The organism is Prevotella sp. P3-92 (genome assembly GCF_002251205.1).
Taxonomy (GTDB): Bacteria; Bacteroidota; Bacteroidia; order Bacteroidales; family Bacteroidaceae; genus Prevotella.
In genome coordinates, this window is sequence record NZ_NPJE01000002.1 from 21,398 (window position 1) to 46,557 (window position 25,160).

General features: G+C 47.8%; 14 protein-coding genes and 1 pseudogene. 2 read left to right on the plus strand and 13 right to left on the minus strand.

Going from position 1 to position 25,160, the window contains the following annotated elements; all coding sequences use genetic code 11:
* Nucleotides 1-3 precede the first annotated feature (3 nt).
* The 6 genes and pseudogenes from CIK93_RS00355 to CIK93_RS00375 all read right to left on the minus strand — a co-directional run bounded on the left by CIK93_RS00355 (nt 4) and on the right by CIK93_RS00375 (nt 12,146).
* Nucleotides 4-2,271 (minus strand): alpha-L-rhamnosidase, encoded by a 2,268-nt coding sequence (locus CIK93_RS00355; RefSeq protein ID WP_254046694.1) that lies wholly within the window; start codon nt 2,269-2,271, stop codon nt 4-6.
* Nucleotides 2,268-5,582: a glycosyl hydrolase family 65 protein gene (locus CIK93_RS00360; protein ID WP_094446263.1), complete on the minus strand. Its 3,315-nt coding sequence runs from the start codon at nt 5,580-5,582 to the stop codon at nt 2,268-2,270. Before CIK93_RS00360 ends, CIK93_RS00355 begins: the two co-directional genes overlap by 4 nt.
* A 507-nt stretch (nt 5,583-6,089) precedes the next feature.
* Nucleotides 6,090-6,449 (minus strand): annotated as a pseudogene (locus CIK93_RS14060) (arabinosidase); the annotation flags it as partial.
* A gap of 237 nt (nt 6,450-6,686) precedes the next feature.
* Nucleotides 6,687-7,325 (minus strand): SprT-like domain-containing protein, encoded by a 639-nt coding sequence (locus CIK93_RS00365; RefSeq protein WP_094446238.1) that lies wholly within the window; start codon nt 7,323-7,325, stop codon nt 6,687-6,689.
* 231 nt (nt 7,326-7,556) lie between these two features.
* Nucleotides 7,557-9,602, minus strand: a complete 2,046-nt coding sequence (locus CIK93_RS00370) for a glycoside hydrolase family 127 protein (RefSeq protein ID WP_094446239.1) — start codon at nt 9,600-9,602, stop codon at nt 7,557-7,559.
* A 165-nt stretch (nt 9,603-9,767) separates the two neighbouring features.
* Nucleotides 9,768-12,146 carry a hybrid sensor histidine kinase/response regulator gene (locus tag CIK93_RS00375; protein ID WP_094446240.1) on the minus strand — a complete coding sequence of 793 codons (2,379 nt, stop codon included), beginning with the start codon at nt 12,144-12,146 and terminating at the stop codon, nt 9,768-9,770.
* A gap of 353 nt (nt 12,147-12,499) precedes the next feature.
* On the opposite strand from CIK93_RS00375, the gene CIK93_RS00380 reads away from it, so the two are divergent.
* A complete protein-coding gene (locus CIK93_RS00380; protein WP_094446241.1) occupies nt 12,500-14,824 on the plus strand; it encodes a TonB-dependent receptor domain-containing protein in 2,325 nt (774 codons plus the stop codon).
* Nucleotides 14,825-14,877: 53 nt separating this feature from the next.
* On the plus strand, nt 14,878-15,471 hold the full coding sequence (locus CIK93_RS00385; RefSeq protein WP_144007583.1) for a hypothetical protein: 594 nt from the start codon (nt 14,878-14,880) through the stop codon (nt 15,469-15,471).
* A 6-nt stretch (nt 15,472-15,477) separates the two neighbouring features.
* On the opposite strand, the gene CIK93_RS00390 is transcribed toward CIK93_RS00385, so the two are convergent.
* From CIK93_RS00390 to purL, 7 genes are all read right to left on the minus strand, one after another.
* Entirely contained in the window at nt 15,478-16,236 is a 759-nt protein-coding gene (locus CIK93_RS00390) for a helix-turn-helix transcriptional regulator (RefSeq protein ID WP_094446243.1), read from the minus strand.
* Between the two features lie 15 nt (nt 16,237-16,251).
* The gene (locus CIK93_RS00395) at nt 16,252-16,947 is read right to left on the minus strand and encodes an Abi family protein (protein ID WP_094446244.1); all 696 of its coding nucleotides are present in this window, start codon (nt 16,945-16,947) and stop codon (nt 16,252-16,254) included.
* A gap of 458 nt (nt 16,948-17,405) precedes the next feature.
* Nucleotides 17,406-17,612 carry a hypothetical protein gene (locus CIK93_RS13325; RefSeq protein ID WP_094449256.1) on the minus strand — a complete coding sequence of 69 codons (207 nt, stop codon included), beginning with the start codon at nt 17,610-17,612 and terminating at the stop codon, nt 17,406-17,408.
* Between the two features lie 315 nt (nt 17,613-17,927).
* Nucleotides 17,928-19,316, minus strand: coding sequence for a sigma-54 dependent transcriptional regulator (locus CIK93_RS00400; protein ID WP_094446245.1), 1,389 nt, complete (start codon nt 19,314-19,316; stop codon nt 17,928-17,930).
* Between the two features lie 279 nt (nt 19,317-19,595).
* The gene (locus CIK93_RS00405) at nt 19,596-20,171 is read right to left on the minus strand and encodes a chromate transporter (protein WP_094446246.1); all 576 of its coding nucleotides are present in this window, start codon (nt 20,169-20,171) and stop codon (nt 19,596-19,598) included.
* A complete protein-coding gene (locus CIK93_RS00410) occupies nt 20,168-20,716 on the minus strand; it encodes a chromate transporter (protein ID WP_094446247.1) in 549 nt (182 codons plus the stop codon). The genes CIK93_RS00405 and CIK93_RS00410 overlap by 4 nt, the downstream gene beginning before the upstream one ends.
* A complete protein-coding gene (purL, locus tag CIK93_RS00415) occupies nt 20,713-24,408 on the minus strand; it encodes a phosphoribosylformylglycinamidine synthase (protein ID WP_094446248.1) in 3,696 nt (1,231 codons plus the stop codon). Before purL ends, CIK93_RS00410 begins: the two co-directional genes overlap by 4 nt.
* Nucleotides 24,409-25,160 lie beyond the last annotated feature (752 nt).

Sequence of the window (25,160 nt, forward strand, 5' to 3'; positions counted from 1 at the left end):
TAGTTAGTGTTGTAGAATCTGTTGTGAACGATGGTGACTGCCGCCTTCCAACTGTTCGCTACCTCCGTAGGGCAGTTGCAGCGTGGCATGGTCACCCTGCGGAATCATGATGTCGATATAGAAAGTGTGTCCCTCAATTCGCCAATCTACGCTTACGGTGCCGTGTGCCGATGCCGTAGAACCTTTACACCAGTGGATGTCGCCCACGGGGTGAGGCGCTATCAGCAGGTCGTTGCCCCGTCGCTGTATGCCCAGCAGGTCGGGTATGAGGAAATTTTCAATATGAGCCATCATGAAGTGGTTCATCGATGCACCATGCTTCGGATTCCACTGTTCGGTGAGTGTTGTCATGCCTTGCTTGATCTGATAGCCATAGCCTGGTACCTCGTCGTGGTTGAGCATGCGGTAGAGCAACTCCCGTTGTCCACCGTCGATGAGTGCTTTGAAGAGATAGCGGTTGCCTATATCGCCCGTGGTCAATCGGTCACCATGCTGATGGATATCAGCCACGAGTTGATCTAACACCGCCTGACGGTCGCCATCGGGAACGAGATTCATACAGAGTGCGATGGCTTGGGCACACTGGCTGCCAGAGGCATAACGATGGGTTTGCGGATTGTAGAATTCGCGGTTGAAAGCCTCTCGGATGCTATCGGCACGTGCTTCTCCCATCAGATGGTTCCACCAGTAATAATGTGCGGTAGATACCAAAGGCATGGGAGTGTTGCGCGCAAAACCAGCACGCCAGGGACCATAGTCATACCAATCGCCAAGTCCCATGCGCAGTATGTAACATGAGTCTTGCGACGCCAGATAATCGACATAGCGCTTCATCGGCTTGTAGTACTGTCGGATGAGACTATCGTCACCATAGTATTGCTGATAGAGAAACGGCAGCGCGATAAGTGCCCCGCCCCATTCAGGCGATTCGAGGAAGGGTTTTGCCCAGTCGCCGGTAAACACGGTATATTCTGGAGCTGTCTCAGGCATAGCTCCATTGGGGTGTTGGGCATCTGCCATGTTCTGCATGGTCTGTTGTATCATCGTTCTGCAGTCGTAGTTGTAGAGCAATGCCTCGCCGTTGAGCCAGTCTTGTTCGAGCCATCCCAGTTTCTCACGGTGCGGGCAATCGGTCCATACCGCCTGCCAGTTGCTGCGTATGGCACGGTCGATGATGCGGTGGGTGGCATTGATGCGTGGGTTGCTACACTCAAAACTGCTGGTGCGTGGTGCTGCATTATAGACAAAGCAAGATCGGATATGGCGTAAAGTCTCGATGTCGCCCTCTACTTGGAGGTATCGGAATCCATAATAGGAGAAGACAGGATGCCATGTCTCTGTGCCCTTTCCACTAAGCGTGTAAGTATAATAATGTGGGCGACCGGTTTGCTTCTGATTGCAGCGCAGGTCGTCGGTGAGTGTTTCTGCCGGTGTAATCTTGATGTGTTGACCACGCTTTCCCTTGACGGTAATCTCAGGAAATCCCGCAAGGTTCTGCCCCATATCGAACACCAATATAGAGTCGCGACGCAAAGTTTGCGCCACTTCATAGTGTTCCATCACTTTGACAGGATATGCCAACTGAGGACGCAGGATTCCTTTGGGTGCCTGTTGCACCACAACAGGATGCCATGTGGAGGAGATGCGTGCATCGTAGTCTTCGCCACCATACAGGCTGTTGAAGGTGATGGGCGATAGACTCCACTGCCATGCGGCATCGCTGACAATCGTCTCTTTACTGCCATCGTGATAGGTGATGTGTAGTGCCAGCAGTAGTGTGGGTGGTCCAAACGAAACCTTTAGTTTGTGATAGCGTCCGCCCTGCTCGTTGTAGAATCCGTTGCCCAATAGCACCTGAACGGTATTCATGCCACGCTGCAGACAGGTATCCACTTCATAGGTATTGTAGAACACCGTCTTGTCGTAGTCGCTCCATGCTGGTGAAAACTCAGCATCGCCTACTGTGCGGCGGTTTATGGACAACTTGTAGCACCCCAGTCCGGCAATCTGCACGGTGGCATGGGCAACCCGTTTCTTGAGCTGGAAGTTGCGTGCGATATAGATGCTGCGGCGCGACAACGTGTCGGCAGCGTTCCATAGTGCGCGAGTTTGTTTCAATATGCCTCCCGTGTAGTGTCTGCCTTCTGGAATGTTTGCCTGCTGTCGGGTGATGGCACCAATCCATTGTGCCTCGCCGAAGCAAGTTGGCGACTGGGCAGCCATTCGGAGGGTGATGGCGAACAGTAGGAAGAGTATGCCGCGCTTAGTCATAATGCGTTGTTGATGGTGAGTTTGCCGATGGTGTCACGTTGTCCTGCCAACTGTCCGTCGATATAGACGCGCAGTCCTTTGCCTAAGTGGTAGCGAGATCCGTCGTGGTCCCAAACGATGGTGATCCAGCGACCGTGATAGGCTACGTTGTCGAGACAGAAGTAGTTCCATTTTCCTTCAGGCAACAAGGGGCGCACCTCTAATGTTCCGTCGGTGCGTGGACGCAGACCGCAGATTCCCGTGATGACCAAGTCGCAGAAGGTGGAATGGTTGTAATAGCGGCTGCGCTCTTGATCGCCTTTAAGCCAGTAACCCGTAGTCTCGTCGAGATATTCGCCGATGTAAGGGCGTCCGCGCATGTGTTGACTTTCTACATATTTCTCCATTTCACGGAAGTAGAGCGAGTCGCCCACTACAGGGTCGGTATAGTCGTTGATATAGTTTGCCATGGCAGTAAGCGTCTGACTGGTGGCAAAGGGCCACACGGCACCGTCCCATTCACATTTGCCCACACCGTGAGTACGGAACAAAGGATGGCGGCGCTCGGCAGTAGTCAGTCCGTAGGGAGCAGAGAATCCCTTGGTGTCAGCAGCCTGCAGCCATGCCACACCATAGCGATTGTCATCTTTCGCCATGTGTGTGTACCAAGGCAGGAAGCCGATAGCCTCCCGAACACATGCCGAAGAATCGATGCGGTGGGTTTCAAAAAACTGTTGGTCGGTGTTCCACAGCAGGGTGTGTGCAGCCTTTTGTAGTGAATCGGCTTTGGCATAATAGCGCTCGGCTTTGGCTGGGTCACCGCTGAGTGCTGCAATATTGCCGATGGCTTGGGCATTGCCAAACATATAGGCATTGATGCTGGGACGCAGATATTTCTTCCTACGTCCGCCGCTGATGGTCTCTTCCATGGCATCCTGCACGTCAGCCTGCCAGTAGAGTTGCTGTCCTTGGACCTTTCGGGTATGGGTAGATTCCCAATGGTTGTATTCCCATTCGAGTGAAGGCAACATGTTGCATATCCAGTCTTTGCGTCCATCTACGGCATAGCGTTGCCATAGGGCATGTGGCATCCACGAGGAATAGTTGGCAATCTTCTTCATCGGTTCGCCATTGTTGCCTTTGTACCAGGTGTTCATGATTTGGTCGAGGTAGTCGGTTTGGCGCAACCAACGACTCTCCATGATATGATGACCTACGGCAGAGGCAATCAGATTGTACTGATCGGCATAGGATCGAGGCACAAGAAACTCGGTCATGGCATAGCCCACGGGAGTGAGTCGGATGTGCTTGCGGAGTGTCCACCAACGGTAATACCACATCTCTTCGAATTGTTTCTGCGGACAGTCGAACAGCGGTACGTTATCGGTCATCCACTGCCATGCCTTGCTGTTGGGTATTGCCTGAATGATATTTTCATCCTCCATGCTGTTGAAATCATCCACATAGTGCTTGTAGTCGGCATAGCGTAATGCCACGGCATGGGCATCAGCATCGTCGGATGAAGTCTGGAAATGGCTGATGCGATAGGTGGCAAGCGGTTCATCGTCGCCTGCATGGTCGAGTGTGCCATACCAGTCGGCATCGGTGTCGATATCAGGGAAGGTGCGGCGTGCACCGGTGCGGAAGAGAATACGCTCGATATGTGCTACGGGTGAAAAGAACATGCGCTGTCCTGCCTTCTTGCCGTTGACATAAACCTGTATCATCCGGTTGTCGGTAGAGAGTACGGCTTCGATATGATAGGTCTTGCCAGCTTCGTATTTTCCCAAATTGCCGTAGCGTGCACCACCTTTACAACGCATCTCTCCTTGTGGTGTCAGTTCGATACGCGAGCAGGCGGTACCCTGTTCGTCGAGAAATTCTATCTGTAGGAGACCATGGTCGTTTTGCAGTGCCTCGATGTCGAAAGCCACACGCAGACTCTTCGATGCAGGAATCTTACGTTCTATGCAGGCATAGTCGAAGGGATTGCTGTCTGCCATGGTGAGCCATCCGTTGACCAACGAAACCTCGGCACGCTTAGGCGAATAGATGTTCCACTGGCGGAGTTGGGCGAGTTGTCCCACGTTGAATTCCCCATCGTGGGCGTGCGCTGATGCTTTGGTCTGTACTGGCACGGGGATGTGGCTCACCCAGATATCCTCCTTATTCATAGAGTAGGTCAGCCAGAGGTCACCATCTTTGGGCACTCCGTTGCCTTCGAGAATTCCTCTGACATACTGTGGACCATAGCTCTTATAGTTGCCACCGTAGCGCATGGGCGGCACTTCGCCCACCACGAGATTGAGCGTAGTATATTCCAGTCCGTCGTTGGAGAGGGAAATGCCCAACGGCCAACGGTATTCCGATGGGTTGTAGATGGTGGCATAGGACCCGTCGGAAAGGCGTTGTCCCCATATCTTAGCATTGCTGTTGACAAAACCGCGAGCACGTGCCACAGGCTGTGACCACGTCAGACCGCCATCGTCGCTGATACTGGTCAGCGCATGTTTCCATAAAGCCGCTAAGCGTCCGTCGGGCAAAGTGTAGTCGCAGTATGCCTTGTAACCTTTGTTGAGTGGGATGAGCGGATCGTTGCGGTCAGCCTCTTCCACCCATTGCATGCGGTATCGTGGATTGTCGAGAATCTCTCGGCACACCTTACGTAAGTTTTTGTCGGCTTGGGTGCAAAAAGGAAACGGCAGGGCACCTTTCTTGTTTGCCAATGGTTTGCAACCATGGTTGAGATAGATGAAACAGATGGGTCCCAACGAACCATCGGCTTTGACTTCGCGAATGACACGGCCGATGCCGTTGCCATCGTTAGGATCGTCTTTGCGGTCGAAAGCCACACCGTAGTTGCCTAAGGCATAGAGGCGACGGTCTTTGCTGACATACCAACCTACACGTTGATGCATGATGGCTACCAGATTGTGGGCACGTTCAGAGCGTCCTGGCTTCTGGAATCCTTCGGGAACCTGTATTTCAGGAAAGAGAATCTCAGGTTCGCTCCATGTATAACCATCGGCAGACGTCTGATACATGGTGCGTGAAGGTGGTATGTGTTCGTCGCTCGGATCGCAAAGGAAGTTGAGATGGAACCGATTGTTCCAATATGCCAACATGGGTTGGTGGTTGTAGGTCCAACCATCGTTGTTGGCTTTAGCAGGATATTCGCGGTTGGCTTGCATCACTTGGATGTTGTGTACACCAACCACGGGCGACAAACCGCCATCGTGGCGGTAGGGGGTGCTCAGGGTGCTGCCGGTGAAGTGGATGGCATCTGAAGCGTTGAGCAAGTTGCGCACAATGGCTTCGGAAGCACGGAAAATGGTGCCGTGCTTATGGAGAACAGGCACGCTGACCTTGTTGGAAACATCTTCAAAGGTTTTGAAATCGGTGGTGAAATGTGCACCGAAATCCTTCAACCGATAGCGATCATAGTAGATCAGCCATCCACCATCGACCTTAGCGGTAGTAGGACCTTCCATCAGTTTGCCGGTGAAAGGTTCGGATGCCTTCGACCATGGACCGTAAGGTGACTTGGCATAGGCCACCTTGATATCGCGTTCAGGACGTGTATTGTCTTTGAGCACCATCACATAATCGCGCTTGCCCCGTTTGACGAGGGTAGCATCAATACAACTGAAGCCAGGGTCTATCATCAAGCGAGCAGGGGTGAAGGTGCGGAAATCCTTGGTGGTGGTATAGTAAAGACGATGGTTGTTGTTCTCATCCTCTATTCCTCGTGGAAATTTGCCCGGCACACACGATGCCCATACGATGACAGCCTGTTGGCGGTCGTCGTCCCAGAAGAGTTCGGGAGCCCATACGTTGACGGTGGTGGTGTCGGTCATGACCTCGATGAAACGTTGCTTGCTCCAGTGCTTTAAGTCTTTCGAACAAGCATAGCCGAAGCCTCTGTCACCCTTCCAACTTGATGTCCATACGAGATGGAACATGCCATCAGGAGTGCGGATGATTGATGGATCGCGCATGACACGTTGTTTACCTACCTCAGGTTTAAGCCAGATGCCAGGGATAGAGTCCCAATGCCATCCATCGCGACTGTAGATGAAGCGCAGTCCGTCGGTGGCTGGTTCGTGGAAAGAGGTGGATACATAGAGGTCGTGTTGTGCCTCTACTGCCATGGTAGAGAGGCAGCACAAGGAGATTAGAGCGAGTAGTGTCCGTTTCATGATTTGCTTATACTTTACTGAACTATCGCATGTGGGGAAGTTAAGGGAAGTTAGGGAAGTTAGAGAGAAGTTAAGGGACAAATGTCCTACGTCTTACGGCAAAAGGCTATTGTCTCTTAACTTCCCGAACGACCGTAGGAAGTGATAACTTCCATTTACTTCAATCAATTCCCTCAGTTGCGAACTTGAATACTTTATAATATAGACGCATCAAGTGGCATTTTGTAATGCCAAAGGTCAGAGAATCACAGTTTCGCTCATGAGTCGTTCCCATTCATCCTGGGTGATGTGCCTGCCCCGTAGCGTCCTGACGGCAGACCACCCGGCATAGCGGCTGTCGTTGGTACGCAACCAATGGAACTCGTCGGCTTGACAATGGTTGTGGATCATCTGCTCAAGGTGGTGGCGATAGGCAGGATTGACCACCGAGAGGTAACATTTGCCGTTCGACAGCCGGATGGCAAGCAAGAGATATTGTTGCTTGTCGGTAGTGGGAACAGTGGCAAGCATGGCATTGCGAGAGGTGATGGTGATGTTCCATCCGTCGGCATTGAGCCGTTGCATCCATTGGCGGAATACCTTCCCGTGGGCAGAAGTATCGCGAGTCTGGGTGTAGGCAATATAGAAGTGGATCATCTCGTGGAGCAAAACAGATTGTCTGTCGTGGTCGCTCGTATGGTAGAACTCGCTCACCTTGATGGTATAGTCTGTGGTTTTCCACCGGCCAGGCAACAAGCCACGCCGCACCTTGTGACAGCTGAACTGTCCCAAGGTGCGCTTGGCATGATTGACCACAAAGTGGGGTTCCGGCAGAGTATTGCCGAAATACTGGGCGTTGAAAGTGGTAAACCACTCGCGAAGCGTTTGCGCAGTCATGCTACTCCGTGTTTGTTATACATGTGGGGAAGTTAGAGAGAAGTTAGAGGGAAGTTAGAGGGAAGTTAGAGGGAAGTTAGAGAGAAGTTAGAGGGAAGTTAGAGAGAAGTTAAGGGACAAATGTCCTACGTCTTACGGCAAAAGGCTATTGTCTCTTAACTTCCCGAACGACCGTAGGGAGTGATCACTTCTTTAACTTCAATCAATTCTCTCAGTTGCGAAACTTGAATATTAGCGATAGTTGCCCAATGCCTCGATACTCTGTGGCAACCATACTTCCATGTCATCTGCCCCACGGTGGTTCCATGCGTAATAGGGTATGAGTGTGAGGCGCGTGTCGGAGACTTTCACCCTGCCGTCGGCATCGGTATCAACGGTCTGACCATCTACTTCGATGGCTTTCACACCAAACGAAACCTGATGTTGACCGTTGATAGTGCGGTCAACCACGTTGAACTGTGGATTGGTGGGCATGAGGAAACGGAAGATGCTGTGGGAGGTGTTGTCGGCAGCTTCGGCACAATAGACCAAAGGACCGCGTTCTACAGCCACTCGGCCACGGTCGTCGGTCACCTGTGGATTGGCAACTACGGTACGTACCGGCATATCGAGATGGAGCGAAACAACATCGCCTTTCTTCCAAACGCGGTTAATGATGAGATATCCTTTGTCGGTCTTCACCCCATCGACAGGCTTTCCGTTGACGGTAATCTGATAGTTGCGTGTCTGACAATCAGTATAACGGTAGAGGTCGCTGGGTACTGGTGTGTTGACAGCCCAGCCAGGAATACGGATAGCCATGGCAAATGCTTTGGCTTGATTCTTCTGAATGCGAAGGTTGATGTCGCCATTCCATGGATAGTCGGTCTGTTGTTCCAATACGACGGTTTTACCTTCTATTTCTACATGCGCCGTATTGCCGGTGAAGAGATTGACATAGAGTGTGCGGTCTTTGACAGCATAGACATAACCTGGGAATGACGGGATGAAACGGCATATATTGCTCGGACAGCAGGCACATCCAAACCATGGTTGGCGCTCGGTGTTGCCATCGCTCGACAGGGGATTGGGATAGAAGAAGCGACCGCCGTCAACCGACATGCCGCTGATGACACCGTTATAGAGCGTGCGCTCCATGCAGTCGATATATTTTGCATCGCCTTGCATGAGGAACATGCGATGGAAGAGATAAACCATGGCAATGGCGGCACATGTCTCATTATAGGCAGTAAGGTTGGGCAACTCATAGTCGGCACCAAAGGCTTCGCCTTCATGGCGTGCGCCAACACCTCCGGTGATATAGTATTTGCGGCTGACGATATTATTGCAGATGGCGTTGAGGGCATTGATATAGGCGGTGTCGCCCGTAAGGGCTGCCACGTCAGCCATTCCTGCATACATATATCCGGCACGGACAGCATGTCCCCATGCTTCGGTCTGCTCGATGACAGGTTTGTGGCTTTGGGAATAGATGGTGTGGGTGGAAGTCTTTCCACGATAGTCGAGCAGGAATTTAGCCTCGTCGAGATAGCGTTTGTCGCCGGTGAGCAGGTAGAGCCGGGTCAATGCCATCTCGGCAATCTGATGACCTGGAGTGACACAGACTTGGCCGGGACGTGGTCCGACTTCGCGGATGACGCAGTCAGCATAGCGGCGAGCTATGTTGAGAAACTTATTGCTACCTGTGGCTTGATAGTGTGCGCAGGCGGCATCGACCATGTGACCTAAGTTGTAGAGTTCATGACTGAGCGCTTCTTCCTCGACCCATCGTTTCGCTCCGGACCATTGGTGTGGATGCGCAGGATTGACGGTGCGTGAGGTGTAGAGGTAACCGTCGGGTTCTTGTGCGGCAGCTACAATATCGAGGATGCTGTCGATATATTGTTTGAGGCGGTTGTCGGGATAGGTTTGGAGTATATAGCTTGCTCCTTCGATGGTTTTATAGACATCGGTATCGTCGAAGGGTAAACACTTCAGCTTGCTGACGTCCCATTGGGGAGTTTGCAGACCGTTGTGACCAGGGTGTTGCAACGTATAGGCAGCCATTTTGAAGTTGTCGTAGCGATGGGTTGCTTCGCATTTTTCGAAGGCCAAAGGGATGGTTACTTCGCGTGCCGCTTTGATGCGTTGACCCCAAAAAGTCTGTGCATTAACCTTCACCGCGGTAAAGGGCACTTGGGTGATGGGGTAGCCATTGGCTTTTGGTGTGGTGATGTTTTTGGCTTGTGTGCTGACTATAGCGATTGTTGCCATTGTCAAGAGTAGTATTTGTTTCATTGTAGTAAAAAGTTTAGGATTATATCTTGCAAAGGTACGATTAAGCGAGCGAAGTACAAAAGAAAAACTCGTTTTTTCTTTGCTTTGCTGCTTATGAGAACCTTCGGCGCTTGTATTCCAAAGTTCTTTTCCTTCACACTTCTTCGCTCAAAAGCGATGCTGACATTATTTGTCCTGAAGGATGTTGTGCAGGTCGGTCATGATGATTTGCAGGTGTTCCCGAATTTGTTTGTCATCCAGTTTATCGATGTTTTCGGGTGTCAGGGCGGTTAGCTGATCAAGAGATTTCATCTGCATCATGGTGGCAATTGGCAGTATTTTATGAATCACCTGCTTGATTGGTGTGATGGACGATTTGATATCAGGAGTATCAGCGGCATTGGCAGTAGGATTGTTTGCCTCGAGCAATATGTTTTGCAGGCGTTGCAGGTGTTCGTTGAGTGCAAGTTTTACATTCTTGATGATTTCCAGCGCAGCCTCTTCATCATCATCTGCAAAGGCTGTGAGTTGTCGGAATTGTTCGGGAATGACTGTGTTGGTTTTTTGGTCAGACGGTTTTTCTGATGTATTGCCGTTGATGCCGATTACCGCTTGGAGTGCTTCGGTATGGAATGGTTTGAAGAGGCAATCGTCAAATCCAGCTGTTTTCAACTCGTTGGTAATACTGCTGTCGTGGGCTGTCATGGCAATTACTTTCATATTGCCGTGGTTCAGATGTCTGATGATCTCCATACCGTTCATCTCTGGCATTTCGATATCCATGAGCATGATGGCTGGTTGTTCGTTGTGTAAGGCAGTAAGTGCTTCGGTCACGTGGTTGCAGACGATGACCTTCCACGACTCATCCAATACTCTGTTTAGCATCTCTTGTAGGAGTTGCAGTTGCAATTTATCGTCATCGAGGATGAGTATTCTGTGGTTGTTGTATTGGTCTTTTGAAGAAACTCCGTTGGGACTGTTGTTCACATCTTTTTGAATCGTGTTGTCAACGGATTCGTCATTTTTTTCTTCTATGGGGATTGATACTGTAAATACAGAGCCTTTGCCTTCTTCAGACTTAACGACTATTTTTCCACCCAGGAGCGTGACCAGTTCGTGGGTAATGGACAGTCCGAGTCCAGCACCGGCAATACTTTGTGCATTCTTAAGTCGTGTAAAGGCTTGGAAGATGTTTTTTATTTCTTGCGGTGGAATACCTTTGCCCGTATCTTCAACAGTAATGGTGAGATTATATTTTGTATTCGAGTGGTTGGAAACTCTTGTAACGGTTGCTGTGACGCAAACTTGACCTTGATCTGTGTATTTGATGGCATTGCTGACCAGATTGTCTAAGATCTGACGAATGCGGAAGGCGTCAGCGTGGTAATATGCATCTTTTGGATGGGTGTTGTCTTTTATTTCATACGACAGACTCAATCCCTTCTCTTCCGCTTTCAATTGCATTCCTTTCACGCTTTGCTGAAACAGTTGAGATGGAGAGAAATTGACTGGATGAATCTTCATGAGTCCGTTTTCCAACTGATGGTAATCGAGCAAGGAGGCTACGAGATGTGAGAGATGGGTGGCAGAACCCTTGATATTGTTCAGACACTCCTTGCCGCGAGGATGGTTGACATAGGCTTCCATCAGATCGATGAAACCAGAGATAGAGGCTGCGGGAGCTTTGATGTCATGGGTGATGGTGAGCAGAAGACGCTCACGTTGTTGCATGATGCGGCGTATTTCCTCATTGGCATTCTCCAGATTTTCCCTGTATGTACGTTCTTTCTTCGTATCTCGCCAGATGTACCAAACCAAGATGACGGCAATCAGGATAGTGACCAAAGCCAGTAATCCTATCTGCCATAATAGTTGTTGACGAGTGGTAATGGCTTTGTTGATAGCGTGTTGCATGGTTTTATGCTCACGCTGATGGATTTCGTTGAGTTGTTTGGAAGAACGGAGCGCGAGTTTTGTGTTGAGCATCTGCAAATCCGCCATTTCTTTATTGACGGTTTTGTGGTGGTGGGCAGAGGTCACTTTCTCTCTATTGTCGATTTGTTCAAGGATGTCAGCCACATTTCCTGCCACGTTTACTGGAGTTGCGACCGAGTCTAAGGTGGCATGTATGCTATCAGTCTTCACGCTGATGGTTTCCGCATGTTCTTTCTTGAACGCATCGGAAAGACGGTTGAAGAATCCCTTGCGTGTCTTGACAACCTCTACCGTGGTGTTTTTGGCTTGTTGGGTTTGGCGCATCTTTGGATGTACCACGATAGATTCCTCACCATTGTTGAGGCTTCTCACTTTATCGCGCAGATAGTTTGTTCCACCCTTCCCATTCATAGCATCAGAGAGTTGTTGCAGATTGTGTTGCTCCTCTTTGAGCAAGGCAGATATAGTGCTGTCGGCAGCATCTCTTTTCTGCATATATTCGCGCGAAGCTTGATTGATGGCGACAACCGACTTGGTATTGCTATAAATCAAACTGATGGCCAGAATCAGTACGATGGCAACCACACCATAGCCAACGGCGACTTTGAAAGGGATGTCGTTATGAAACATAATTCGGATGTTACTTGTTTTCGGATGCTAAGATAATACAAATAAGTGATTCGGCAAAATTTTACCAGTATAATTGAGAGGAAATACCTGTGAATATCTTCAACTCCCTATGTACGTCCCATTCGCCTTCCATGATTGTCTGAAAGGAATGGGACTTACTTGGGACTTACTTGGGACTTGTTCGGGACTTGTTCGGGACTTGTTCGGGATGCGTTCGGGATTGGCTCGCTTGTTTTTTACATACACAAAAGTGTAATTCTTAGGCCACACTCTTCAGAAATACACTTTTGTGTCAAAGGCTTTTTTGTCATTTTCTTTACTTTTGCCCTCAGAAAACCATAAGTAAAGGGATTATGAACAAGAAACTGATTATAACAGCGTTGTGCCTCTCGGCTATGACTCCGATGATGGCGCAGAATATCATCGGCAAGGTGATGAACACCAAGGGAGAACCTTTGGCGTTTGCCAATGTAGTATTATTGAATAGAACAGACTCGGCTTTCGTCAAGGGCGCAGTGAGTGGAGAGGATGGCAGCTTTGTCATCGACTCTTCCTGCAACGGCGGAATCATCAAGGTGACATCCGTAGGCTATAAGACAATCTGCAAGGATTGCACAAGCGAGAATGTGGGCATTATCAAGATGGAAGAAGACTGCAAGATGCTCGGCGAAGTAGTCGTGAAGTCATCCCTGCCTAAGACTATCCTGAAGAATGGCGGAATGACGACAACCATTGTCGGATCCGTACTTGAGAAGGCAGGTACCATGGAGAACCTGCTCGACCGCATCCCTAACGTTTCTGCCCAAAATGGCAGCATCAAGGTATTCGGTCGCGGTGAGCCTGTTATCTATATCAATGGACGACAGATGAGAGACAAGAGCGAGCTGGACCGTTTGCATTCCGACAACATCAAGTCGGTGGAAGTCATCAGTAATCCTGGTGCTCGTTACGCAGCCAGCACCAAGGCGGTCATCCGTATCACTACGAAGAAGATACAGGGTGAAGGATTCGGATTCGATGCGAAGACTACTGGTGAATATGATGAAAAGAAAAACTTCGGCGGGTTTAGCCAATTGAATATGAGCTATCGCAAGAATGGCTTAGAGCTGGGCGCATACGCCTTTGGAGCAAGACAATACCAGCCAGACAATAAAGACTTACAGCAGAAGACTTATCTTGACAAGACTTGGAACCAGAAAAGTGAGATAAGACAAGTAGGTATTATCGAAGCCATGAACTTTCGCCTGGATGCCAGCTACCAGTTGGATGCCAACAACTCTATAGGTGCCAACTTTGGTTTTCTTAGAAATCCTAAGCAAACATGGAACGGCGATATGAGTTCTTCTATATTGCAAGACGAAGAATTGTCTGAAAATTCTGATAGTCATGCTGATTTCTTTTGGCAGAAGAATAATCTTTCAAGCAATATTTACTATGTAGGAAAGATTGGTAAGCTCAGCATCGATTTCAATACAGATTGGCTATGGTCGAAGGAATACCAGAACGATGTTACCAAAGAGCAATACCAGGAAGTGGGGATGAATGCACAAAGCCAAACGGCTCATAGCTTGACTAACAAGGACTATCATCTGCTCGCTTCCAAACTGGTGCTTTCTTACCCATTATTAGGAGGTAATTTGTCTTTGGGTGGTGAATATTCCAATACCCATCGTACCTCAAAGTATCAAGTGGTGCCAACTAACTTGGTATCGGATGACGACAGCCGTATTACAGAAAGTATGACATCTTCATTCTTGACCTATTCAAGAGATTTCGGTAATCTGAGTTTGGAGGCAGGTATGAGATACGAGTACATCGACTTCAATTACTATGAATATGGCAAGTATGTGCCTGGGCAAAGCAAGTCGTACGGCTATTGGTTCCCATCGCTTAGCTTATCGATGCCTGTAGGCAAGATACAGATGCAATTGAGCTATGCAGCCGACATTAATCGTCCTTCCTATCATAATTTGCGCAGTGGCATTCAGTATGACAACCGATACACGTATGAAACGGGAAATCCATTTCTGGTATCTCAGATAAGTAGAAATCTCAACTACGAGTTGGCTTACAAATGGTTGACATTCGATATGACCTACAGCCATACTTCCAATCCGATTATATCCACAGTGGAGACTTATAAGGATAATCCTGCAATAGGCTTGATGAAGCCAGTAAATGGGAATTCGTATAATGACGTAGCTGCATCCATCAACTTGCGCCCTTCGTTTGGCATCTGGCATCCTTCGCTTACAGCATCCGTTGACAAGCAATGGTTTGATATGGAGACGCACGATGGGAAATCGCTCAATAAACCAATGGCTTCATTCCGTTTTGACAATACGCTCAACACCAAATTAGGAATGTTTACGTTGATGATGTCGTATATCACGAAAGGCCATGAAGAGAATCAGTATCTGTACAAGCCAATGTTTTGCACGAATATTTCCGCATATAAGGCTTTCTTGAAAGACCATTTGTCGTTTCAGCTCTTCATCTATGATTTGTTCGGGACAAACGATAGCCACATGATTGCTCATTATGGCAAAATGAAGGAAATGGTGTATGATGGACTGTCAACAAGCAAAGTGTCGCTTACTGTACGGTATAAGTTCAACACTACAAGAAGCAAATATAAGGGTACGGGTGCAGGAGAAAGCCAGAAGAACAGAATGTAATCTGTCATCTGCAGCATCCAGTAATGGTGTAATGACAATAAATCTCTCTATAAATGAACAACCCAATAAAATTGTTGATTAGCGGCGCAGACATGGGAAGCTTGATAGCTTCCTGTGCCTTGCGCCATGACTTCCATGAAAACCCTCTGCAGGAAGATAGATTTCAAATCTATCGCATAGAAAAGGATACGCTGACGATGGAAGATGTGGATGCATGCGACTTGTCGGGCATCCGATATGCGGTGAATACAACCTTACATGACAACGAAGCCTCGTTTGCTTTCGATGAAAAATGCAAGGAACGGGGCATCACCGTTATCCATGTTGTCAATCTTGGCAAGGCTGCCTTTCTCGCTGTAGAGAAACCGAAAGGCTATCCATTCAGCGAAGTAGTGAAAAAAGGAACGGATGATTTCCGTTGCTCACTGGGCAAGTATATCTCGCAGTACGGTATGTTCTGGCAGATGCCTGTGCCTTGGGTGGATGAAGCCATCAGACATTATTCCAATGAGTCTTTCCCGCAACTGAGCATCGGGGCATATATTGCCGCTGGCTATTGTGCCAACATTCTCGCAAACCTTGCGGAATGCAAGGAGGTGAAATACTTCCCCAAGTTCTATCTCTCGCCATTGTTGGAAGAGGTATGATTGCGATTATATCATCTGATAGTTCGTGGCATGAAACAGCGCTTCGGCAATGTTCTTCACGCCTATCTTGGCGAAAAGGTTGCGCTTGCAAGCCTTTATCGTATCCACCGACTTGCATAGTCGATCGGCAATATCATTCATCGTGTAACCTTGGGCAGACAATCTCAAAACATCTCTCTCAGTCTCGCTCAAGGTTATGCCTTCTTTCTTTTCCCACTTGTGGCGCAATGTGGAATATTCAAAATAGCTACGCTCACCATTCTTCTGCATGATGATATGTCCCGGTTCATCGGTTGCCGCCAACGATACAGTGCAGAGGGCAAGCCAGATTCTTCCATCATCAGAAAGAAGTATCGGAGTAAGGTGATGATGAATCAATCGGCTATGTCTGCCATTGGTAAGATGAAAGTCGTACGAGATGGTATAGTCCAGGCGGTCTCCCACAGGCAATTCGTTGAAAAGATCAAAACCTTTCTTGTTCACTTCGAGCAGCATCTGCAGGTCGGCATCCGGAACATGGTCGATATACATCTGATAGCCTGCCTCCATCAACTGCTCCGGTTCCAATCCGCAGAGATAAGCAAGGTTGTCTGATGCATAGATGAAGTCCTGATGAAAATAATCGATGATGTAGACACACTGGTAGGTGCTGCGGGCAAAGGCCTTTGCCGCATTCACCAATAATTCTATCTTGTCGTAATCCTCCTTGCTGATATGATTCACCTCGTTGGAATGGAGGAAGAAATCGTCTTTTTCTTTATTCATTAGCTATTCTGAATATTACTCTTTTAAACTGTTAATCTTGGCACAGACACTCTGCACATGGTCGAGTCCATATAACATTGAACGAGAATCTATTCCCATCCAAGAGAATAATGTCTGAATTTTCTGGTATTCATTAACGATGTAACTTGTATCTATTTCCGATGTATGAAGTCTGAAACAGATAGGTTCATGGTGCGCAATTCTGTTTCTCAAACTGTTCACCTTGTCAAGTTCATTGAATATATAGGTGTTATTGTATTGAATGGCAGCCGATGAACGGGGTTTGTTTGGGAATGCCCTTAACAGACATTGCCCTGTCGCACGATATTGTAGAGAGGAATACATATATTTCCATACTCCGAATTCCATTTCAGCTATCAGTTTAGAATGTGAGTATATGCCTTGTCTATCCAATCGGTTGTATGCTTTTTCTATTATTTTTCTTGTCTCGTTCATGCGACCGTTGGTGAATATTCCATTGATTTGAACAGAATCTTTCAGCCAATTCTCTCCCAAGGTCGTCACCAAAAGACCATCAATTGCATTACGCAATGCCACTTCAAAGCAGCTGACTATTGTAAACATTTCCTGCGACAGACGTAAGTTGTAGCGATACAAAGCCATAGCCTTGCGAGTGTCACCATTCGCAGCATCCTTATATCTCTGCATTCGCTTGGCAGACAAGATTCGTTCAAATTCTAAATATTCCATAAAAATTCGTTCATTTACTTGGTTATAACAAGAAAAAGCACTATCTTTGTAGCGTTGATTCCCGGTAGCCTCTGATTCGTCAAGCTATCGGGTCTTGTTTTTATACGATTCTTGCCTACAAAAATACATTTTTTTTTGCAATTACGATAATGCCACATGATATAATTACAGAAAATTAACCGTAAAAAGTTGATAAAACGATAACGTTTTTGTTGTATTTGTGCAACACGAAAAGAGTTGTTTGACAGCAAACGTATGAAAATTGTAGAAATGAGAACTGTTGCCATATCATTATCTCTGTTGAGGTTGAAACTCTTGTAAATAGCTCTTTTTTAGTTGCTCGGCAGATTTTTAGCGTAATTTTTGGACATAAAAAAAGGAGTATGTCATTTCGCAATGACGTACTCCTATGTTGATTGAACATCACGTGCTTTGTTCACGCTTGCCAGAAGAATGTCTTACTCAGCTACAACGGTTGTGTCGGGCTGTGTTGCCGGAGCATCAGGAGTTGCTGGAGTTGCGGGTTCTGCCTTAACGGTATCTTCTGGGATGACGCTGTCAATAGCTGTTGCGTATGATACATTCTCCATCTTGTTGCTTGCGAAAACGTTGCTAACTGAAACCATAACCATAGCTGTGAGAGCTGCAAATACTAATTTTTTCATAATCTTGTTTTTTTAATTGTTAATATAATGTTTTGTTTTTTGCGAACCTGTTTGTTGCATTGCTTATTGCTTTGCGAGTTCACTATATTATATCACAATTGTCGTGCCAAACTATGCGTAATGAATGTAAGTGGTTGATATGTAGTGCGTAAGCTGTTGTGGAATGGATTGTGGTATGTGTGGAAAGTGTGGCGATAGTGTGGAAAAATTCCACAAAAAAGTGTGGATATTCCCTTGGGAGTATCCACACCTATGATTTCATGCCACACTTGATTATGCCACAGAAGGAGTTTCGTCCTTCTGTTACGAAAGCGTTCAGCCTATTCCATACTTCTTCATCTTATTATATAAGGTCTTACGGTCTATGGCAAGAAGTAGAGCCGCCTTGCTCTTATTGCCATCAGCCGCTTTAAGTGCATTTTCTATCCTCTGGCACTCTGTTTCTTCGTCGTGGAGCGTGATGGGTTCTGAAGGTTGAATATGGGCCATACTTTGTTCCAATTCAGCCACTCCGATATGGTCGCCCTTGGTCAGCAAGGTGGCTCGCTTCATCACATTGTTGAGTTCACGAAGATTGCCTGGCCAGTTGTAGGCTGCAATTTTTTCTGCCGCTTTCTTGTCGAGCCCCACTACATTCCTACCTAATTCTTGGTTGGCAATTCTTATAAAGAGGTTGGCGAAAAGGAAAATATCGGCGCCACGGTCCTTCAGCGCAGGCATATAGATAGTAAACTCGTTGATGCGGTGGTATAGATCTTCGCGGAAAACACCATCTGCCACCCTCTGCGCCAAATTCTCATTGGTGGCGCAAATCAGTCGGATATCGATATTGATTTCTTTAGTGCTTCCCAATGGGCGAATCTTACGCTCTTGAAGTGCACGAAGCAATTGCACCTGCACCTCATAGTTCAGATTACCCATTTCATCTAAGAACAGCGTGCCGCCGTTAGCAGTTTCAAAAGCGCCCTTCTTATCTTGGTCAGCGCCCGTAAAGGCTCCTTTAGTATATCCGAAAAACTCAGAGGCAGCAACCTCTTTAGGTATTGCACCACAGTCAATAGCGAAGAAAGGCTTGTCGGCTCGTGCACTCAGTTCGTGAATACGTCGGGCAATATATTCCTTACCCGTTCCGCTTGCACCCAGAATGAGTACCGACATGGGGGTAGGGGCTACCAACGAAACAAAACTATAGAGTTGTTTGGAGGCTTCACTCTCACCTTCTATGTATTTGGATTTATCGTTTTTCTTAGATATTGTCGTAGATTTGCTGTTTGCAGAAGTAGCGACTGTAGTTGCTGCAGTAGAACCGGCTGTAGCTGCAACATCAGGTTGTGAAGTATGTCCCGACTTCAACGCATCTTGTATCTTTTCCAAGAGAATGTCGGGTTGGAATGGTTTGGCAATATAGTCCGTCGCTCCCGACTTCATAGCAAGTACCGCATTCTGTACTTCAGCATAACTTGTCATGACAATGAAAGGAATCGGCATGTTGTGTTTCTGAATCCATTTGAGTAGCGTCAGACCATCATGATCGGGCAATCGAAGGTCAGACAATATCAAGTCTTTCTTGCTGTCTTCATTCAACAATTGCAAAGCGGCCTTAACCGAAGTGGCTCTTACCACATCGAATCCCTTCTTCTTCAACCATGTTTGAATCAGCGTTCCAAACGCCAAATCATCTTCTACCATCAATATCTTTATCATACGCTTTCTATCTCTTTTCTTCTAAAGGATATGGAGTATTCAACATGCAACTGCAAAATTACTCAATTCTTTTGTAAAAGCACACTTAATAAATCCAAAAGATTATAAAGCGGCAGCATTCTTACTCCTATAAAAACACCAAATTGCTGATAGACAAATGCGCTCTCGCACATGTGTATTATCAATAAGGTGCGAAACGACATTGTAGCCGTTTTGCACCTTATAGTTTCCATCGCTTATTTACCTCATTCGACGATATGGGAGATCGTCTGAATAGGGTCAATAAAACAGGATAATGCCTGCAATGGCACAGCATCCAATCATCTTGATAGGATTGATTTTTACAACCTTGGTGCCAAAGAAAGTGGCAAGAAACAAGGCGATGCTGATATAAAACTGCCATGCATCCTCTGATGGAGTTGAGAAGTTTTCGGGAGTCATCAACAGTAATGTTGCTGCCGCCAATAGTCCGACAACGGCAGGACGCAGTCCCGTAAACACCGATTGCACCGTATGGGTGTTCATGTAGCGCATGAACATACGACTGATGAGAATCATCAGTATGAGCGACGGTAATACCAAAGCAAACGTGGCAACCGCTGATCCAAAGACTGCCATACTGCTACTATAGCCTGCATTGCTTACAGCAGTATAGCCGCAATAGGTGGCAGAATTGATGCCGATAGGTCCCGGTGTCATCTGTGAGACGGCAACGATATCGGTAAATTCCGATGACGACAACCAATGCCAATGTTCCACCGTCTCATGTTGGATAAGTGACAGCATGCCGTAGCCACCGCCAAATCCGAAGAGGCCAATTTCGAAGAATGTGATGAAGAGGTATAGGAATATCATGCTTTCTTATTCTTTTGTGTCAAACCATAGAGATAGCCGCCCACACCCGCAAGAATGATAATCCAGATAGGCGATACTCCCAATAGCCATATTGCCAGTGCCGACACGATGGGAATCCATAGGGTGTAGCGATTGAGATGGGCACGCTTAGCAAGATTGAAAGTTGGAACGGCAATCAGAGCCACAACGGCAGGACGTATGCCACGAAACATAGCAGCCACAACCTTATTGTCTTCAAACTGATGGAAGAAGATGGCTATGGCAAGAATGATGAGAAACGAAGGCAGAGCCGTACCTAATGCCGTGACCAGCGCTCCCCGTGTCTTGCGCAACTTATATCCGATGAATATCGAAATATTGATGGCAAAGACGCCCGGACAGCTTTGGGCGATAGCAATCAAGTCGAGCATGTCTTCCTTTGACACCCATTGGTGCTTGTTGACAACCTCTTCCTCTATAATTGGAATCATGGCATATCCACCCCCAAGGGTGAACATGCCAATCTTAAAGAAGGTACTGAATGTGCTCCAGTATATGTTACTCATTGTTTTTCAATCCACTTGCGGGCATTGACAAATGCCTCAATCCACGGTGTTACCTCATCCATGCGACGAGCCTCAGGATACCAAGCGCACTGCCAAGGGAAGATGGCGCGCTCCAAGTGTGGCATCATGCAGAGATGACGTCCGTCCTCTGAACAGATACCTGCAATATCGAAGGCTGATCCGTTGGGGTTGGCTGGATAGCCGTGGTAATTATACTTAGCAATGACATTGTAGGCGCTCTCTGGTTCGGTCAGAGCAAACTTGCCTTCTCCGTGGGCAACCCACAAGCCGAGTTTATTGCCGCTCAGCGATCCAAACATGACACTGTTGTTCTCGGGGATAGCCAATGAGATGAATTCACTTTCAAACTTATGAGAGTCGTTGTGCAGCATCTTAGCTCCCTTAGCACCGGTCAATCCCAGTTCTACCATCAGCTGACAGCCGTTGCAGATACCGAGTGAAAGAGTGTCTTTGCGAGCATAGAACTTGTCGAGTGCCTCTTTTGCCTTGGCATTGAAGAGGAATGCACCGGCCCAACCCTTAGCAGAACCAAGTACGTCGGAGTTTGAGAAGCCACCGCAGAATACGATCATGTTGATGTCTTCCAGTGTCTCGCGACCACTTACAAGGTCGGTCATGGTCACGTCTTTCACGTCGAAACCTGCCAGATAGAGTGAGTAGGCCATCTCGCGATCACCGTTAGTACCCTTTTCACGGATGATGGCAGCCTTTATGCCTGATGGAGTGCGGCGATCTGCCGATAGTCCATACTGAGCAAGTGTGCCGGTGAAAGAGTCGTTGAATTTCATCTCCAACGGTTGCTTCTTATAGTTTTCATAGCGCTCGGCAGCCTTGCCGTTGTGGCTCTGCTGACGATCGAGCAGGTAAGAAGTCTTGTACCAAGTGTCGCGCAATGCGTCAATGTCGAAGGTATGCTCGCTGTCGCCAGCTTTAACAACGATGGTGCGGTTCTCAGGAACGGCATAGCCAATCTTGGCAAATGCCACGCCTTGTTCTTCCATATAGTCGATAAATTCCTGTTTGTGGGCATCGCTGATTTCCACAACCACACCGGGGTTCTCTGCGAAGAGTGTCTTTACCACGTCGCCATCGGCACAGAGGTCGTGCAGATTGATGTGGAGACCGCCCTTCTGGTTGGCGAAACACATTTCCAATAATGTGGTGATAAGACCGCCGGCAGAGATATCGTGACCAGCCATAACCCATCCTTTCTCTATAAGGCCCTGTACTGCCATGAAAGCATCGGCGAAGTATTCGGCGTTTTTCACTGTTGGCACGTCGCTGCCTACCTTGCCGAGGCTCTGTGCGAAGGCAGAACCACCGAGATGCTGCTCATCGAATGAGAAGTCGATATGATAGAGAGAAGCGTTCTTGTCGTTGACGAGAACTGGGCTTACCACCTTGCGGATGTCGGAAACCTCGCCTCCAGCGCTTACGATGACTGTTCCTGGAGAGATAATCTTCTCGCCGTTGGGATACTGCTGTGTCAGCGACAGCGAGTCTTTACCTGTAGGAACATTGATGTGGAGGTCGCAGCAGAAGTCGCTCAGCGCCTTTACAGCACTGTAGAGACGTGCATCCTCACCCTCTTGTGAGCGGCAGGGCCACATCCAGTTGGCACTCAGCGACAGCGAATCCATGCCGTCGGCAAGTGGTGCCCATACGATGTTGGTAAGTGCTTCTGCTACCGACAATACGCTGCCAGCCTCTGGAGATGCCAGGCCAGCCTGTGGTGCATGACCAATGGCGGTGGCAATACCCTTACGGCCACGATAGTCGAGGGCTACAACACCACAGTCGCTCAGTGGCAACTGAATTTCGCCTTGACACTGCTGACGTGCAATCTTACCCGTCACGCTACGGTCAACCTTATTGGTCAGCCAGTCTTTACAAGCCACAGCCTCCAACTGGAGCACGCGCTGCAGGTATTCGTCTATCTTGTCTTGAGTATAGGTTACGTTTTCATATTTGCGCTCTACGGTATTGTCGCGCATGATGGTTTTGGGTGAGTGGCCAAACATTTGTGCCACGTCAAGGTCGAAAGGTTTCACGCCATCGGCTTGCTTGAATGAGAAGTGGGCATCGCCTGTGGTTTCACCTACTACATACATTGGGGCACGTTCGCGTTCAGCAATCTTCTGTACGTGGTCGATATGCTTTTCGTCGATGAGCAGACCCATGCGCTCCTGACTTTCGTTGGCAATGATTTCCTTGCTCGATAGGGTCTTGTCGCCAATGGGCAACTTAGCCATGTCTATCTCACCGCCACATTCCTCAACGAGTTCCGACAGACAGTTCAAGTGGCCTGCACTTCCGTGGTCGTGGATTGACACCACTGGATTGGTTTCTTCTTCACAGAGTGCGCGCACCAAGTTGTAGGCACGCTTCTGCATTTCCGGGTTGGCACGCTGAATAGCGTTCAGCTCGATGCCGTTGCTATAACGACCAGTATCTACTGACGATACCGAACCGCCACCCAGTCCGATGCGATAGTTGTCGCCACCAACCACAACAACCTTGTTGCCTGGCTGTGGTTCTTTCTTCAGACAGTCGCGCTTGGTGCCGTAGCCTACACCGCCAGCCAGCATGATGACTTTGTCGTAGGCATATTTCTCCTGACCCTCCTGATGTTCGAAAGTCAGCACAGAACCGGTAATCAGCGGTTGTCCAAACTTGTTTCCGAAGTCGCTGGCACCGTTTGAAGCCTTGATGAGAATCTGCTCAGGAGTCTGATACAACCATTTGCGAACGGGCATGAGTGTTTCCCAATCGCGGCCTTCACCCTCGATACGAGGATAGGCGGTCATATATACGGCAGTTCCGGCAATAGGCCATGAACCAACACCGCCACCCATACGGTCGCGAATCTCACCGCCAGTACCTGTGGCAGCACCGTTGAAAGGCTCTACGGTAGTGGGGAAGTTGTGGGTTTCAGCCTTCAGCGAGATGACGCTCTCGATGTCTTTAACCTGAAAATAGTCGCTGGTAGATTGGTCGGCAGGTGCAAACTGCTCCACTACTGGACCTTGTGCAAAAGCCACATTGTCTTTGTAGGCCGACAGAATCTTGTTGGGATTCTCCTGTGTGGTCTTTTTGATCATGGCAAAAAGACTCGACTCCATCTCCTTGCCGTCGATGATAAATGTGCCACCGAAAATCTTATGGCGACAGTGCTCAGAGTTGATTTGTGCAAAACCGAAAATCTCTGAATCGGTCAGCGGACGGCCGTTCTCTTTCTCAATCTTATGGAGATACTCGATTTCCTCAGGTGAAAGGGCCAGACCTTCCTGTTCGTTGTATTCCTCCAAGTTATCAACATACTTGATGGGTTCGGGCTGGATGTTCACGGTGAAGATGTCTTGGTCCAGTCCGTGATACATACGTTGCAGCATGGGGTCGTGCTCAGCATCCTCACCCGCTACTGGGAAGTATTCTTCTATACGCAGAATGCCGCTGAGTCCCATGTTCTGAGTTATCTCAACGGCATTCGTTGACCAAGGAGTCACCATTTCACGACGCGGTCCTACATAGTAGCCAGTCAGTGTTTGGTCACTCAATAGCTCAGCATTGCCATAGAGCCAACACAGTTCCTTTACTTCGTTTTCTGCGAGTTGATGATCTGCCTGAGTGGCAATCACACTCGTCTGTGGAGTCTTAAAAAAGAGAATCATGTACTTTGTTCCTTTATAATTAGAATTTTGGTTGCGAAATTACTAATTTTTGGGCGAATAACCAAATTTATCCGTATGTTTCCGAAACTTGGTGTGAATTATCTCCTTTTAGTGTTCTCAGTAAACGTGATATTGTTTGTAAATTGACGGGATGTGGTCGGGATGGTATCGAGAGGAGTCGCACGGAATAGGGGAGCGATTCTCTGAATTCTCTCTCGCGCACGCACACGCGATGTCTTAAAAATCGACCACTCGACCACCAATGTGTGTAATGTGTTGTTGGAATGATTGTTATGTGGTGGTCGATGGTTTTGTATTCGACCACCATCGACCACCATCGACCATCAATTTTTATATGAACAATATATTTTTCTTTCTTTATCCAACGTCTGATAATACTTTTATCCAACGTTTGATAATACTTTTATCCAACGTTTGATAATACTTTTATCCAACGTTTGATAATACTTTTGTCCAACGTTTGATAATACTTTTGTCCAACGTTGACAATACTCTTATCCAACGTTGACAATACTTTTGTCCAACGTATGGCAATACTCTTGTTCAACGTTTGGCAATACTTCTATGTAATATTGGTGAGAACGATAATATAATTTTTGTTGAGAAGGAAATATAGGTTATTGCATGCTAAATGATTGATATTCAGTCGTGTGATGTTACGTTTGTGGTTCTCCTTTGACGATGGTTTAGTTAAAATAACAAAATGTTTTTTGACTTTCTGCGTTTCTGTT